At 63.0% G+C, this 14,962-nt stretch carries 11 protein-coding genes and 2 tRNA genes; 5 read left to right on the forward strand and 8 right to left on the reverse strand.

Annotated elements, in window-relative coordinates; genetic code table 11:
- Positions 1-22: 22 nt before the first annotated feature.
- From RBA41_RS12135 to RBA41_RS12145, 3 genes are read right to left on the reverse strand one after another with little or no spacing between them, the layout of a single operon-like run.
- Complete coding sequence (locus tag RBA41_RS12135; protein ID WP_306624093.1) at positions 23-2,251, reverse strand: ATPase, T2SS/T4P/T4SS family; 2,229 nt, start codon at positions 2,249-2,251, stop codon at positions 23-25.
- Positions 2,248-3,465 (reverse strand): sensor histidine kinase, encoded by a 1,218-nt coding sequence (locus tag RBA41_RS12140; RefSeq protein WP_306624095.1) that lies wholly within the window; start codon positions 3,463-3,465, stop codon positions 2,248-2,250. Before RBA41_RS12140 ends, RBA41_RS12135 begins: the two co-directional genes overlap by 4 nt.
- Positions 3,462-4,115 carry a GTP-binding protein gene (locus tag RBA41_RS12145; protein ID WP_306624097.1) on the reverse strand — a complete coding sequence of 218 codons (654 nt, stop codon included), beginning with the start codon at positions 4,113-4,115 and terminating at the stop codon, positions 3,462-3,464. Before RBA41_RS12145 ends, RBA41_RS12140 begins: the two co-directional genes overlap by 4 nt.
- A 483-nt stretch (positions 4,116-4,598) precedes the next feature.
- On the opposite strand from RBA41_RS12145, the gene RBA41_RS12150 reads away from it, so the two are divergent.
- Positions 4,599-6,878 carry a TonB-dependent receptor gene (locus RBA41_RS12150; protein ID WP_306624098.1) on the forward strand — a complete coding sequence of 760 codons (2,280 nt, stop codon included), beginning with the start codon at positions 4,599-4,601 and terminating at the stop codon, positions 6,876-6,878.
- Between the two features lie 76 nt (positions 6,879-6,954).
- Here the strand turns inward: RBA41_RS12150 and RBA41_RS12155 are convergent.
- The 5 genes from RBA41_RS12155 to RBA41_RS12175 all read right to left on the reverse strand — a co-directional run bounded on the left by RBA41_RS12155 (position 6,955) and on the right by RBA41_RS12175 (position 10,655).
- Positions 6,955-7,030, reverse strand: a tRNA-Lys gene (locus tag RBA41_RS12155).
- Between the two features lie 68 nt (positions 7,031-7,098).
- A tRNA-Lys gene (locus RBA41_RS12160) sits at positions 7,099-7,174 on the reverse strand.
- A gap of 77 nt (positions 7,175-7,251) precedes the next feature.
- Positions 7,252-9,063, reverse strand: coding sequence for a type IV pilus assembly ATPase TfpB (gene tfpB, locus RBA41_RS12165; RefSeq protein WP_510184550.1), 1,812 nt, complete (start codon positions 9,061-9,063; stop codon positions 7,252-7,254).
- A 26-nt stretch (positions 9,064-9,089) separates the two neighbouring features.
- The gene (locus tag RBA41_RS12170) at positions 9,090-9,872 is read right to left on the reverse strand and encodes a spermine/spermidine synthase domain-containing protein (protein WP_306624100.1); all 783 of its coding nucleotides are present in this window, start codon (positions 9,870-9,872) and stop codon (positions 9,090-9,092) included.
- A gap of 240 nt (positions 9,873-10,112) precedes the next feature.
- The gene (locus tag RBA41_RS12175; protein ID WP_306624101.1) at positions 10,113-10,655 is read right to left on the reverse strand and encodes a glycine zipper 2TM domain-containing protein; all 543 of its coding nucleotides are present in this window, start codon (positions 10,653-10,655) and stop codon (positions 10,113-10,115) included.
- 414 nt (positions 10,656-11,069) lie between these two features.
- Between RBA41_RS12175 and RBA41_RS12180 the strand changes: the two genes are divergently transcribed.
- The 4 genes from RBA41_RS12180 (at position 11,070) to RBA41_RS12195 (ending at position 14,857) form a co-directional block, all read left to right on the forward strand.
- A complete protein-coding gene (locus RBA41_RS12180) occupies positions 11,070-11,468 on the forward strand; it encodes a barstar family protein (protein ID WP_306624103.1) in 399 nt (132 codons plus the stop codon).
- A gap of 113 nt (positions 11,469-11,581) precedes the next feature.
- Entirely contained in the window at positions 11,582-12,199 is a 618-nt protein-coding gene (purN, locus tag RBA41_RS12185) for a phosphoribosylglycinamide formyltransferase (RefSeq protein WP_306624105.1), read from the forward strand.
- Between the two features lie 12 nt (positions 12,200-12,211).
- A complete protein-coding gene (locus RBA41_RS12190; protein ID WP_306624106.1) occupies positions 12,212-13,528 on the forward strand; it encodes an RsmB/NOP family class I SAM-dependent RNA methyltransferase in 1,317 nt (438 codons plus the stop codon).
- A gap of 15 nt (positions 13,529-13,543) precedes the next feature.
- Entirely contained in the window at positions 13,544-14,857 is a 1,314-nt protein-coding gene (locus RBA41_RS12195; RefSeq protein WP_306624107.1) for a mechanosensitive ion channel family protein, read from the forward strand.
- Positions 14,858-14,962: the final 105 nt, after the last annotated feature.

The raw sequence follows: 14,962 nt of genomic DNA on the forward strand, positions 1-14,962 counted from the left end.
GGCAAGCATGCGCCTGCCCGGCTCACTCCGGCCCCAGCACCCGGAACACCTCATCGGGCGTCGTCAAGCCGTCGCGCACCTTGATGAACGCGTCGTCGCGCAAGGTCATGAATCCCTGGGTGATCGCGTACTGCGTGATTTCCGTGATGGCGACCTGGGACGCGATCAGGTGCCGCATGTGCGTGTCGGGAGCGAGCACTTCATACAGGCCGAGGCGGCCCTTGTAACCGCTGCCGTGGCAATGTTCGCATCCCGCGCCGTAAAAGGCCTGGAACGGCTGGGCGGCGAAATCGCCGCCGAGGCGCTGCAGCAAGTCCGGCTCGGCCGGCGCCGCTGCCCGGCAGCGTTCGCACACCTTGCGCACCAGGCGCTGCGCAATGACCGCTTCGAGCGCCGTGGCGATCACGAACGGCTTCAAGCCGAGGTCGAACAGGCGCGAAATGGTGGCGATCGCCGAATTGGTGTGCAGGGTCGAATACACCTGGTGGCCGGTCAGCGCCGCGTGAAATGCCACCTCGGCCGTTTCAAAATCGCGGATCTCGCCGATCAGCAAGACGTCCGGATCCTGGCGCAGGATGGCGCGCAGCACCAGGGGGAAGGTCAGGCCGATTTTTTCGCGCACCACCACTTGCCCGGCCGAGTCGAGGTAGTATTCGACCGGGTCCTCGATCGTGATGTAGTTTTTTTCCGACGTGGCGCTGCTCTGGAGCAGGCTGTAGAGCGTGGTGGTCTTGCCGCTGCCGGTCGGGCCCGTCGCCAGGACGATGCCCTGCGGCTTGTCGCTGGCGTTGCGCACCTTGGCCAGGTCCATCGGATTGAAACCGATGCCGTCGAGGCGCAGCACGGCCGCGTTGCGGTCGAGAATGCGCATGACGATCTTTTCGCCGTTGATCGTGGGCAGCGTCGAGATCCGCAGGTCGACCACCCGCTGCGGGGTCTTGACCGCCAGGCGTCCGTCCTGCGGCCGCCTGCGCTCGGAAATATCCATCTCGCCCATGATCTTGATGCGCGAGACGATCGACTGGTGCATATTGTGCGGAATCTGCATCTTGTCGATCAGCACGCCGTCAACCCGCAAGCGCACCATCACGTTCTTGGTGCGCGGCTGGATGTGGATGTCGGACGCTCCCAGGTTGATCGCCTCGAGCAGGATCGCGTTGACCAGCCGGATCGCGGGCGGCTCGTCCGTGCCGCGCAACAGCTCTTCGAGCGACTGCCCCAGGCCGTCGTCTTCGATGACGATTTCCACCCCTTCGTACGGGTCGTTCGAGCCGAACGCCGCTTCGAGGTCGGTCAGGTCGGCGCGCCCGGTGCTGTAGACGGCGGCAATCTTGGCCAGGATGGACGACATCGGCGCGAGCACGGGCGCAATTTCCAGGCCGGTTACGAAACGCAGGTCGTGCAGCAAGCCTTCGTCCAGCGGGTCGGCCATCGCGACCGTCAGGCGCTTGTCGTCGATGCGCAGGGGAATGATCAAGTGGCGCTGGCACAAGGCGGCCGGCACCAGCGCGGCTACCGCCACGTCGATCGCCATTTCGTCGACGCTCACCTGCTGGATCATCAGCTCGGCAGCCAGCAAGTCGTGCACATCCTTTTCCTGCACCCAGCCGCGCTCGACGATTTCCTTCAACACGGCCTGCTGCTTCTGGGCCTGCTGCTGGATGCGGATCAGCTCCTGCACTTGCCCCAGATTGAGTTTGCCGTGGCGATGCAGCACGGTGGCCAGCCGGCTGCGGTTGCCGGCCGAAAACTTGGCCATCTGCTCGATTTCCTGCGACTTGCGCGCGCTCTCCTGGATCAGGACCTTGTTGCTGCGGTTGAGCTCCTGGCGTTCGAGCGCCAGCGCAACCGTCACGCGCAGGTCGTCATCGTTCCACGGCTTGAGGATGAATTTGTAGACCGCGCCGGTCTTCACCGCCCCGACCACCGCGTTGACGTCGGCATGGCCGGTGAGCATGATGCGGATCATGTCCGGTTCGATCTGGCGCGCCTGGCGCAGCAATTCACCGCCGTCCATGCCCGGCATCATGAAATCGCTGATGATCAGGTGGAAGGTGTCGGCCTTGAGCAGCGCCAGCGCCTCGCGCGGATTGCCGCTGGTAACGATCTCGTAATTTTCCTGGCGAAATACCCGGCGCAAGGCCGACAGCACGTTCGGCTCGTCGTCGACCAGCAGGATGCGGTAGGCGCGCACCGGCGCCGCACTGCTGTCGCCCTCGGCGGCGCCGGTGAACAAATGCCCGTAGCTCATGCACGTTCGCCGGCCTGCAGCGGTATGTGCACATCGAAGGTGCTGCCGCCGTCCGGCGTCGAGCGCACCGCGATATGCCCGCTGTGGGCGCGCACGACATCGCCGGCCACCGTCAAGCCGAGCCCTATCCCGCCGCCCACGCCATGGGTGGTGAAGAAGGGGTCGAAGATGCGGGGAAGCACCGCCTCCTCGATCCCGCAGCCCTGGTCGGACACCGAGACCAGCAGCTCGCCGTCGCGGGCGGCGCTGGCGAGCCGGATCACGCCCTGGCGCGCGCGCATGGCCGTGCGCGCGTTGAGCAGCAAGGCCAGCACCACCCGGGTCAGGCCGTCGCGGTCGCAACTGACTTGCGGCAGCAAGCCGAGCTGGGTGTCGAGCCGCACCCCGGCCGGCAGTTCGCCCAGCATCCTGACGGCCGCGCGCAGCGCATCGTTCGGATCGACGTCGGCGAACTGGGCCGGCTCGCAATGCGCGTACGCCTTCAAGTCCGAGATGATGCGCGACACCCGGTCGGCGCCGGCGATCGATTCGTCCAGCAAGCTGGGAAAATCGTCGACGATATAGGCCAGCTGTTTCGCCTCGGCCGACGCCAGGGGCGGGGCCGCGATGGCCTGTCCAAGCGCGGCGACGTAGTCCTTGGCGGTGCTCAGATTGCTCCTGATGAAACCGATCGGGTTGTTGATTTCGTGCGCCATGCCGGCGGCCAGGCTACCGATCGAGGCCATCTTCTCGGCCTGGTACATGCGGCGCTGGCTCTGCTCGATCAAGCCCACCTGTTCGTGCACGCGCGCCTCGAGCTGCGCGCTCAGGGCGCGGTAGCGCGCCTCGGATTCGCCCAGCGCAGCGTGCTTGTCCATGAGCTCGCGGTGATCCGCGACCACCGTCTCCAGATGCAGGTCGGCGGCCATCCGGTAACGGTTCGATGCGCCCAGCAGCAGTTCGATCCATTTGCCCGCCGGCGCCAGCCAGGTTTGGCGGTCGGCCGGCGCCGACAAGGTGCCGACGACGTCGATGTCGACCACCAGCGCGACGGTGCAGACGGGGCCGTCGATCGCCAGCGCGCCTGCGTGCACCAGCCCGTCGTCGGCGCCGTCGATGCGCCAGGCACGGCCGACGCTGTGCTCCATCGCCGTTTCCAGCGCGCTCGCCGGGACGTTGCGCATCATCTCGCGCAAGCTGACCTGGCGGTCGAAGGCGGGTAGGGTTTGGTTCACGTCGCCGCTCCTCCGGCCGCTTCGATGAACGCGTCTTGCGTCAAGCCATGGTCGGCCAGCAGCGCGAACTGGACGTCGAGCCGCACATAGACCAGCTTGAGCAAGGCTGAAAACGTTTCCCTTACCCCGTCGCCCTGCAGCGCGCTGGCCAGCAGCACTGGCCAGGGCGCCTTGCTCCAGCGTTGCGCGATGTCTTCCTCGGACAGGATATCGGGCAAGTCGCGCTTGTTGTACTGCACCACCAGCGGAAAGCTGGCCACATCGATCCCGACGGTCGCGGTATTGGCGATCAGGTTGTCGAACGATGCGCCATTGTTGACTGACTGGTGACGCTGGGAGTCAGCCACGAACACGGCGCCGTCCGCACGCGAGAGCACCGCCTTGCGCGTGCCATTGTGCGCAACCTGTCCGGGAACCGTAAACAGCTTGAATTTGACGAGCAGGCCGGATGGCGCGGTGAAACCGAAAGGCAGCAAGTCGAAAAACAAGGTACGGTCGCCTTCGGTTTCGAGCAGCATCATGTCGCCCACCAGGTCGGCCGTCAGCAAATCGTGCAGGCGCGTCAGATTGCTCGTCTTGCCGGACATCGCGGGGCCGTAGTAGACCAGTTTCACAGTCAGGCGCTGCGCTCGCTCGTCCAATTCCGCCATATAGTTCCCCGCCTCCCTCGAAACCTGTCCCCAAGAGTACCTCAACTTTGCCCATTCGCATGTAATGCGGCTGTGCGCGTATGCCCGGCGCAACAACTTTAACGAACAGGCAAATTGGTGCTGGCCGAAGGTGATGCTCCAGCTGGGAATATTGTTCCGATTATCCCTTTTAAATCAACGTTGTACTTCGGTAATTTAATGTGCAATGTGATAAGAAATTGTTAAATTCTCAAGGATTTTGATGGCAAAAATGTAAAATTTTGCTCTCTCACCATCTGCTTGGTAACATTTTTACGACATTTATTCCCGCAAAGCAAAAATATTCGACGGATAGTGCCACCACATTGATGCGCGGGCGCACTATGTACTCATGCGACTTGCATGTTGCCCGAAGCCCGGCACCAGCGGCCATGCAAGCAGCGGCCTCAGGGAATGTTGTTACCGATACCAGAAGTTTCATTCGCATCGCCAGGGAGAAATCATATGCAGCCAACGCTCAAGCCACTCTGTCTTCTCGTCATGCAGGCCGTGTCCTGCTTCGCCTACGCCGCCGCCGGCCCCGATCCGGCCGCGCTGCCGGAGCAGCCCGCGCTCGACGCCGCGCCGGCGCCGGTCCAGCCCGCACCGCCGCTGGCCTCGGCGCCGGCCGCTGTTCTGGTCGAAACCTTCGGGCGTGGCCAAAGCCGCCAGGTCCAGAACATTTCGCGCATCGAATTGAGCAAGCTGTTGCCGGGTACCAGCCCGCTCAAGGCGCTCGAACGCTTGCCGGGCGTGAGCTTCCAGGCCGCCGATTCCTTCGGCATCTACGAATGGTCGGTGCGCTTCAATGTGCGCGGCTTCAGCCAGAGCCAGCTCGGGTTTACGCTTGATAATGTCCCGCTGGGCGACATGAGCTACGGTAACAACAACGGTTTGCAGGTCACGCGCGCGGTGTCGTCCGAAAACGTGGTGCGGGTGTCGCTGTCGCAGGGCGCCGGTGCGCTCGGAACCGCATCGACCAGCAACCTGGGCGGGACGGTGCAGTTCGTCATGCAGGAGCCGCACGACGAATTCGGCACCGCCGTGGTCCAGACCTTTGGCGCCAACGATACCTCGCGCACCTTCGCGCGCGTCGATACGGGCGAGCTGCCCGGCGGCGGCAAGTTTTACCTGAGCGGTACGCGCCAGCGCGCCGGCAAATGGAAGGGCGAGGGTTCGCATGACCAGGAGCAGTTCAATTTCCGCTTCCAGCAACCGATCGGCGACCATTCCCTGAGCGGCTTTTATAACCAGTCCGACCGTATCGAGCGCGACTACCAGGATCTGTCGCTCGCCATGCTGCCGAAGGTGGGCTACGATTTCGATTACTATGCGCCGGACTGGGAGCGTGCCGTGGCGGCCGCGCGCGGCGTCTACAGCGGCGGCGTCAGCACCAAGGATGACGCCTATTTCCTCGGGCGCGGCCTGCGCAAGGATGGCCTCGGCTCGCTGGTGCTGGACCTCGACTTCGGCGCCGGCTTCGGGTTCAAGGGCACGCTCTACACCCACAACCACCAGGGGCAGGGCCACTGGTACACGCCGTATGCGGCATCCTCGGCCACGGTGCCGATCTCGATCCGCGCTTCCGAGTACGATATCCACCGGCGCGGCGTGGTGCTGGACCTGAGCTGGGAGCGCGGCATGCATGCGCTCAAGGCTGGCATGTGGAGCGAGACCAATGCCCACGATTTTTCGCGCAATTTCTACGCGGTTGGCGGTCCGGAAGATACCGGCCGTTTCCTCACCGCTCCCAGCTCGCGCGCATTTTTCCAGTCCTTCGATACCAGCACGCGCCAGTTCTATGTGCAAGACACGATCTCGATGGCCGATGGCCGCTTCAAGGTGAACGCCGGCTTCAAGAGCCCCAAGGTGACCATCGACGCCACCAGCGTGCTCGGCACGCGGGCAGCCGGTTCGATCACGGCCGAGAAAAGCTTCTTGCCCCAGGCCGGCGCGATCTATGCCTTGAACAAGGACGACGAAATCTTCGGATCGGCGTCGAAGAACATGCGCGCCTACCAGCCGGGCGCGGCGGGGCCGTTTTCCCAGACCCAGGCGGCGTTCGACCTGGGCAAGGCCAACCTCAAGCCCGAAACCTCGACCTCGGTCGACCTTGGCTACCGCTTCCGGCGCAACACGCTGCAAGGTTCGGTGGCGGTGTATCGGGCCGACTTCAGCGATCGCCAGCTCAGCGTGGCCACGTGCAGCGGCATTGCGGGTTGCCCGAGTACCCTGGTCAACGTCGGCAAGGTGCTCACCACCGGCATGGAGGCGAGCGCCATGTGGAAAATGAGCAAGGATTTCTCGTGGTTCAATTCGGTGACCTACAACGACTCAACCTACAAGTCGAACTATATGGACAACGGGGTGCTGATCAAGGCCGCCGGCAAGCAGGTCGTCGATACGCCGCGCACCATGCTCACCTCCGAACTCAATTACGAAAACAAGAATGTGTTCGGACGGGTCGGGGTCAAGCATACCGGCAAGCGCTACTACACCTTCCTCAACGATGCGGGCGTCGATTCCTACCTGATGGCGTCGATGTCGGCAGGCTACAAGCTGCAGCCGGTGTGGCGCCTCAAGGATGTCACGTTCCAGCTGCACGTGAATAACCTGTTCGACAAGCAATACATCAGCACCATCGGATCGAATGGTTTCGTCAAGTCCGATCCGAACGGCACCTATGCGACCTTGCTGACGGGGGCGCCGCGTCAGGTGTTCTTCTCGATCGGGGCCAAGATCTAGGCCGGAACCAGCCGGCGCCCGCTGCTCGGATGGCAAAAAGCCCACAAGCGAACTTGTGGGCTTTTTTGATGAATCTTGGTAGGCCGTGCGGGATTCGAACCTGCGACCAACGGATTAAAAGTCCGCTGCTCTACCAGCTGAGCTAACGACCCAAGGTAAAACGATCAAAAAAAGCAGTAGCGATCGCTCGCAACTGCTTCCTTTGCTTACTGCGAATTCGTGGTAGGCCGTGCGGGATTCGAACCTGCGACCAACGGATTAAAAGTCCGCTGCTCTACCAGCTGAGCTAACGACCCCGAAAGAGGCAATATTATAGCTGGCGATTTCGATTTCCGCTAGGAAGTTTTGCAACAGCCGTTGCGGACCCCGTTGTTCAGGTCAGCTTGGCCGTCACCTTGAGCACTTCGTCGGCCGTGGTCGTGCCCTCGATAATCTTGTACGCGCCCGCGATGCGCAGCGGCTTCATGCCGTCATCCACGCTTTGCTGGCGCAGGGCGGCCAGGTCGGTCTGCTTGCCGATCATGTTGGTAAAGCCTTCGGTGACCGTCAGCAGTTCGTACAGGCCGGTACGGCCGCGGAAACCCGTCTGGCGGCATTCCGGGCAACCGATCGGGCGGTACACCACCGCCGGCTTGGGAATGTTCCAGGAGCCGCCGATGCTTTCCCACACGTCGTCGTTGAGTTCCCCGCCCGGCGCCTTGCACAGCACGCACAGGGTACGCACCAGGCGCTGCGCCATGATGCCGATCAGCGTCGCTTCCAGCAGGTAATGCGGCACGCCCAGCTCCAGCAGCCGCATCACGGCCGAGGGCGCATCGTTGGTGTGCAGGGTCGACAGCACCAGGTGGCCGGTCAGGGCCGCCTGGATCGCCATTTCGGCCGTGGCCAGGTCGCGGATCTCGCCCACCATGATGATGTCGGGATCTTGCCGCATCAGCGCCCGCACGCCATCGGAAAAGCCGAGGTCGATGCCGGACTGCACCTGCATCTGGTTGAACGAGGGCTCGACCATCTCGATCGGGTCTTCCACCGTGCACACATTCACTTCGGTGGTGGCGAGCGCCTTGAGCGTCGTGTACAGGGTCGTGGTCTTGCCCGAGCCGGTCGGCCCGGTCACCAGGATGATGCCGTGCGGCCGCGTGGTCAGTCCATCCCAGCGCGCCGCGTCGTCCGGCGGGAAACCGAGTTCGGGCAGGGTCTTGACCACCACTTCCGGATCGAAAATCCGCATCACCAGCTTTTCGCCGAAGGCGGTCGGCATGGTCGACAGGCGCAGCTCGACTTCCTGGCCGCCGCTGGTGCGGGTCTTGATGCGCCCATCCTGCGGGCGGCGCTTTTCGATCACGTCCATGCGCCCGAGCAGCTTGATGCGCGCCGTCATGGCGATCATCACCACCGCCGGCACCTGGTACACCTGGTGCAGCACGCCATCGATCCGGAACCGCACCGAGGCAATCTCGCGCTTGGGCTCGAGGTGGATGTCGGAGGCGCGCTGCTCGAAGGCGTACTGCCACAGCCAGTCGACGATGTTGACCACGTGCTGGTCGTTGGCGTCGAGCTTGTTCGACTTGCCCAGTTCAACCAGTTGCTCGAAGTTGTTGCGCAGCGCCAGGTCCTGGCCCTTGGACTTGTTGGCGTCCTTGATCGATTTGGCCAGGCTGAAGAACTGCGAAATGTATTGCGAGATTTCGAGCGGGTTGGCCATCACCAGCTCGATCTTGCGGCGCGAAACCTTCATGATCTCGGCTTCCCACTCGACCGAGAACGGTTCGGCGGTGGCCACCACCAGCTTGGTGCCGCTCAGTTCGACGGGCAGGATGTTAAAGCGCGCCGCGTAGCTCGCCGTCATCACGTCGGCCACCTTGGTGAAGTCGATTTTCAGCGGGTCGATGCGGATGAAGGGCAGCCGCACCTTGCCTGCCGCCCACTCGGTCAGCACGTCGAGCGTGAGCAGCTTGTGCGGGGGCAGGGCGGAAACCAGCTTGCACTGGGCCACGGCAGACAGCGGATGCATGGAGCCGGCCGCCGTCTTCAGGATGCCCTGGGCCTGGGCATAATTGCCCTTGACGTTGGGCTTTTCCACGATGCCATCGGACAGCAACCACGAAAAGATGGCTTGCAGGTCGAGCGACTTGGGGGCACTGCGTTTGGGCGCCGCGCTGGTTTCCGTGTGTTCTGCTTTCAATCCGTTTTCTCCATTGGGCACTGCAGTTACTTGTCCGCCAGCATGCCCTTGACCCAGGATTTGGCCGGCAATTTGGTCGCCGTCACGATCTGCGCGGCACGCGCGGCGAGCGCTTCCGGATCGATGACGGGGCGTTGTTTGAAGCACAGGGCGACGACATTGCCGTCGTGCACTTCCGGCAGGCAGATCACATGTCCAAAGGCGAATTTCATGGCCTTGATATTGCGCGCAAAGCTGGGATGGTCGCCGAACAGGTTGACCGTCATCATGCCGCCGTCGCGCAGGCAGGCGTTGCAGGCCTGGTAGAACTCGGGCGTGTCGAGCACCGGGCCGCGCGCGGTGGCGTCGTACAGGTCGCATTGCAGCACGTCGAAGGCGCCTTCGTTGGCGGGATCGTTGACGAAGTCGAGCGCATCCATTTCCAGCACGCGCAGGCGCTCGTCCTCGGGCGGCATCTTGAACATCGAGGCGCAGATCGCGATGACGGAGGAATTGAGTTCGACCGCCGTCACCACTGCCTCGGGGAAGGTGCGGTAGCAGTATTTGGTCAGGGTGGCCGTGCCCAGGCCGAGCTGGGCAATGGCGCGCGGGGCGTCGATGAACAGCATCCAGGCCATCATCTGCTGCGCATATTCGAGTTCGGGCCAGTCGGGCTTGCGGATGCGCATGGCGCCCTGGACCCATTCGGTGCCGAAGTGCAGGTAGCGCACGCCATCCTGCTCGGATAAGGTCACGGGCGCAAATTTGGGCTTACGGGCTGGACGGCGCGATGACTCGGCCTGTTCGATGGATTTTCTTTTGATGAGCATAGGACGCCTGATTCGATCGCCCATTATCGATGGAGGGCTTACCGGAGTGCAAGCGAAATGCGGGGATGGAGGGAATGGCGCTACCGTGAGAGACCTTGCCTCCGCGCCAGGGAGGACCTGGGCGGGGAAGGTTTGTCGGAGCGGGCAGGCTGGCTTGCACTTGGGCCCCTGCGCGCAGGCGAGGATGACTCCGGCCCGCCGGCGCCTGAAGCAGGAAGCGTGGCAGTCAGCCGCTGCGGATTATTGCCCGCGTTCCGGCTCCACCGACACCCGCAGGCGGATGCGCTGGCCGGGATCGCGGTCCATCAGGCTGGTGTAGGTTTGTCCGCGGTAGTCGTACGTGACGTCGTAGCCGGTGGTGCGCGACTCAACCGCGTCGACCATGCGGCACTGGCGCACCGCCTGTTCCTGCACCTGCTGCGGCTGCTGGTTCTGCATCACGCGGCCATTGTTGTCGACCCGGTCGCCAACGACCGCACCGGCAATCGCGCCGGCCGCCGTGGCTACCGCGCGGCCGCTGCCGCCGCCGACCTGGTTGCCCAGCAGCGCGCCGGCAATGCCGCCGATGATGGCGCCGCCGGCGCTGCGGTCCTGCTGCTGGTACTGCTGTTGCACCGGCACCTGCACGTACTCGGTGCGGCATTCTTCGCGCGGCTGGCGAACCTGCTCGACCCGCGGCTGGACACGGATGACGCGGCCGTAATCGGCGAATTCGCTCGCCTGGGCGAACGGCAGGGCGCAGATGCCCAGTGCCGTCACGATCAGTTTGGTGTGCATGTTCATGGAAATACCTCGTATGTAGGATAAGACACTTGGACGGGCTCTGAGTTCCAAAGACTGAGAACCACCATGACATGGTATCCCTGTCGGACCGGGATTTGCAATCCGCATGGCAACAATTTGTAACAGCGGAGAACCCCGGCCGCGCCAGGTCGCAGAATGGCCAGGCCTTCCTCCCGCAGGTCTTATAAATTAGAGGCTTTCTACAGAATTCGCTCTGATTTATTACAAATATTGTGGCTCAAATCACATTCGGGTTGATTCAGTAACCACAAAACGTTACCCTTATACGATTAGGGGGTATATTGGCGGGTGGCAACGGTAGCAGGAGATCGGCGTTTTCCCCGGTAAACGCGACGCATCGGCAACAATAGAACTGAAATGCACCCGACCACACCAGGACGACTTGAGGGAAAAATGAGTTTGTTGATTACAGTGCCGCCCAATCTTGTGCAGTCCATCCGTGCCTTCCGTGTAGTGGAACTGCAAGAAGAAGCAGTCCGACTGGGACAGCATTTCCTGTACGCGCATTGCGCCGATACGCTCACCAAGCAGCAGGTGTGCGGCCGCATCGCCGAGAATTTTTGCTTTCCCAAGCCTTGCGGCAAGAATTTCGACGCCCTGCGCGAGTGCCTGACCGATTCCATCGGCAAGGCCGGCCCGCAGCCGGGCTTTATCGTCGTCCTCGAACAATTGCCGAATACGCAAAAATTCGACAAGGAAGCGCGCGAAACCCTGCTCGACGTGTTCCGCGACGCGGCCGACTTCTGGGCCGAGAAAAAAGTCCCGTTCCGCGTGTTCTACTCCTTCGAGTAAGCCGGCGCCGGCAGGCAGCGGCGCCTGGCGTTTCTTGCCGTGTTCGTGCTGCGCTGCAACAATTGTACCCCGGTTTATTGGTCCGGCCAGCCGCTCAGGGTACAATGCGCGCTATGAAAAACATTGTGATCCTCATTTCCGGGCGCGGCAGCAACATGGAAGCCGTCGTCCATGCTGCTCGGGAAGAGCAGTGGCCGGCGCGCATCGCGGCCGTCATCAGCAACAAGGCGGACGCCAAAGGCCTCGAATTTGCCCAGTCGCACGGCATCCCGACCGCCGTGGTCGCCAACAGGGAATTCGCCACGCGCGAAGCGTTCGATGCTGCCCTGCAGGAAACCATCGACCGCTTTGCGCCCGACCTGGTGGTGCTGGCCGGCTTCATGCGCATCCTCACGCCAGGCTTTGTCGCCCATTATGACGGGCGCATGCTCAATATTCATCCCTCGCTGCTGCCGCTGTTTCCCGGCCTGCATACGCACCAGCAGGCGCTCGACGCCGGCGTGGCCAGGCACGGCGCCACGGTGCATTTCGTCACCGCCGAACTCGATCACGGCCCGGCCGTGCTCAAGGCGGAAGTCGACGTGCTGGCGGGCGACACCCCGGACACACTGGCCGCGCGCGTGCTGGTGCAGGAACACAGGCTGTACCCGCGCGCGATCCGCCTGTTCGTCGAGGACCGGCTCAGCATCGATAACGGCGACGTTCGCATCGCCGATAAAACACATAATTAACCAAGGAATACCATGAGATTGCCACCAGCGATTCTCGCCAATACGGAAGAAGTATTGCGCGAGATCTTGCGTTTTTCGGCGCCCGCCGACACCACGTTGTCGCGCTACTTCAAAGACCACCCACGCCTGGGCTCGCGCGAGCGCGGCGCCGTGGCGGAAGGCATTTATGCCATCCTGCGCAATAAATCCTTCTTTACCGACTTCGCCGAAGCGGGCGCCAGCCCGACCATGCGCCGCCTGACCATCCTCGGCCTGGCCGAAGCGGTGGGCGTCGATTCGCTGGGCGGCCTGACCGAAGAAGAAACCGAATTCCTGAACCGCATCCAGGAAATCGACCGTAACCTGATGCCGCCGCAAATGCGCTCGAACCTGCCGAAGTGGCTGTTCGACAAGTTCGTGGCCCAGTACGGCGAAGCCGAAACGCTGGCCCTGGCGCACGCCCTGAACCAGCCGGCGCCGCTCGACCTGCGCGTCAATTCGATCAAGGCCACGCGCGATGACGTCGTTGCCGGCCTGGCCGAAGCGCCGATCGAAGCGATGCCGATGCCGTACGCGCCGCTCGGCCTGCGCGTGCTGAAAAAGCCGACCCTGCAAAACCTGCCGCTGTTTAAGAGCGGCGCGATCGAGGTGCAGGACGAGGGCAGCCAGGTTTTGAGCCAGATCGTCGGCGCCAAGCGCGGCGAAATGGTGGTCGATTTCTGCGCCGGCGCCGGCGGCAAGACCCTGGCACTGGGTGCGCTGATGCGCAACACGGGCCGCCTGTACGCCTTCGATATTTCCGAAAAGCGCCTCGCCAAGCTCAAGCCGCGCCTGGCGCGCAGCGGCCTGTCGAACGTGCATCCGGTGCAGATCGCGCATGAACGCGACGCCAAGATCAAGCGCCTGGCCGGCAAGATCGACCGCGTGCTGGTCGACGCCCCCTGCTCGGGCCTGGGTACCCTGCGCCGCAATCCGGACGTGAAATGGCGCCAGAAAGTGGAAGCCGTCGCTGAAATGCAGGAAAAGCAAGCCTCGATCCTGGACGGCGCGGCGCGCCTGCTCAAGGGCGGCGGGCGCCTGGTGTACGCCACCTGCAGCCTGCTGGACGAAGAGAACGACTTTATCGTCGAGCAATTCCTGGCCGCGCATCCGGAGTTCGACCTGGTGCCGATGAGCAAAGTGCTGGCTGAGCAAAAGATCGACCTGGAGATGGGCGACTACCTCAAGCTGCTGCCGCACAAGCACCAGACCGACGGCTTCTTCGCCGCCGTGATGGAACGCAAGCCGATGGCGCCGAAGCCACCGAAAGACAAGCCGGCCGACGAGATCGACGCCGACGCCGACGAATAAAGCCCTACCCAGCCCATGCCCTTATCGAACGTGCTGTCCGACCTGATTGAGGATTTCGACAAACCCAGCTTCCTGTACCAGGCTGGCGCCATCGTTGTTTGTATCGTATTGGGATGGGGGCTGGGTTACGCGATCCGGCGTGCCTGGCTGCGTGGCCGCTCCGCAAGCGGGGTGGTGCAGATGGGGGTGGAAAGTTTCTCCTTTGTGCTCAGCCCGCTGGCGGTGGTGGGCTTCCTGGCGCTGGCCAAACTGCTGTTCGCATCGCAACGCTACAATGTGCACCTGCTGCGCCTGGCGCTGCCGCTGTTCGCGTCGCTGGCGGTGATCCGCCTGGCGTTTTACCTGATGCGGCGCGTGTTTGTGCGCCACGGTCCGGTCGGCGCCGCCATGCTCACCTTCGAAAAAATCTTCGCCATGCTGGTCTGGCTGGCCGTGGCGCTGTACATCGCCGGGCTCTGGCCGGATGTGTTCGAGTTCCTCGACGATACCAAGCTGCCCTTAGGCAAAAACAAGGTGTCGCTGGCGGTCGTCATGCAGGCCGTCGCCTCGGTCGCGGTCTTGTTGATGGTCGCCTTGTGGGCCGGGACGGCGCTGGAAGAGCGTCTGATGGGCGTGCACGGCATCCACACCTCGCTGCGTGTGGTGATGGCGCGCATGAGCCGGGCCATCCTGATTGTCGTCGCGGTGCTGCTCAGCCTATCGCTGGTCGGCATCGACCTGACCGTCCTGTCGGTCTTCGGCGGCGCCCTCGGGGTGGGCCTGGGCCTGGGCTTGCAAAAAATCGCCAGTAACTATGTGTCGGGCTTTGTGATCCTGCTCGAGCGCAGCTTGGCGATCGGCGACATGATCACCGTCGACCGCTTCAGCGGCAAGGTGACGCAGATCAACACCCGGTATACCGTGCTGCAGGCGCTCGACGGCACCGAATCGGTGTTGCCGAACGAGATGCTCATTTCCGGGCCAGTGCAGAGCATGTCCCTGTCCAGCCGCCAGGTGCGCCTCGCGACCCAGGTCACGGTCGCCTTCGACACCGACCTCGATGCGCTCATGCCGCTGATCGAGGCCGAATGCGCCACCGTGCAGCGCGTGCTGGCCGACCCGCCACCGGTGGCCATGTTCCTGCGTTTCGGTGCCGACGGTTTTGAGCTGGAAGTGGGCATCTGGATCAACGATCCCGAAAATGGCCGCGGCGGTGTCATTTCCGAGGCCAACCTGAAAATCTGGCATTTGTTACAACGGCAGGGCGTCAGCTTGCCCTACCCAACCCGCGATTTGCGTATTGCCGATCCGCGCCTGCATGCGTTTCTGAACACACTGGCGCCGGAATAAGGAAATGATTGGTGACAATCGTACCGTGCGGTACGGTATCGTCGTAAAATGGGGCACTCGATCATTTCCATGTGGCATGGTCGAGAAGGCAACGAACACCATTTT

This window comes from Massilia scottii (assembly GCF_030846495.1).
GTDB classification, from domain to species: domain Bacteria; phylum Pseudomonadota; class Gammaproteobacteria; order Burkholderiales; family Burkholderiaceae_D; genus Telluria_A; species Telluria_A violaceinigra.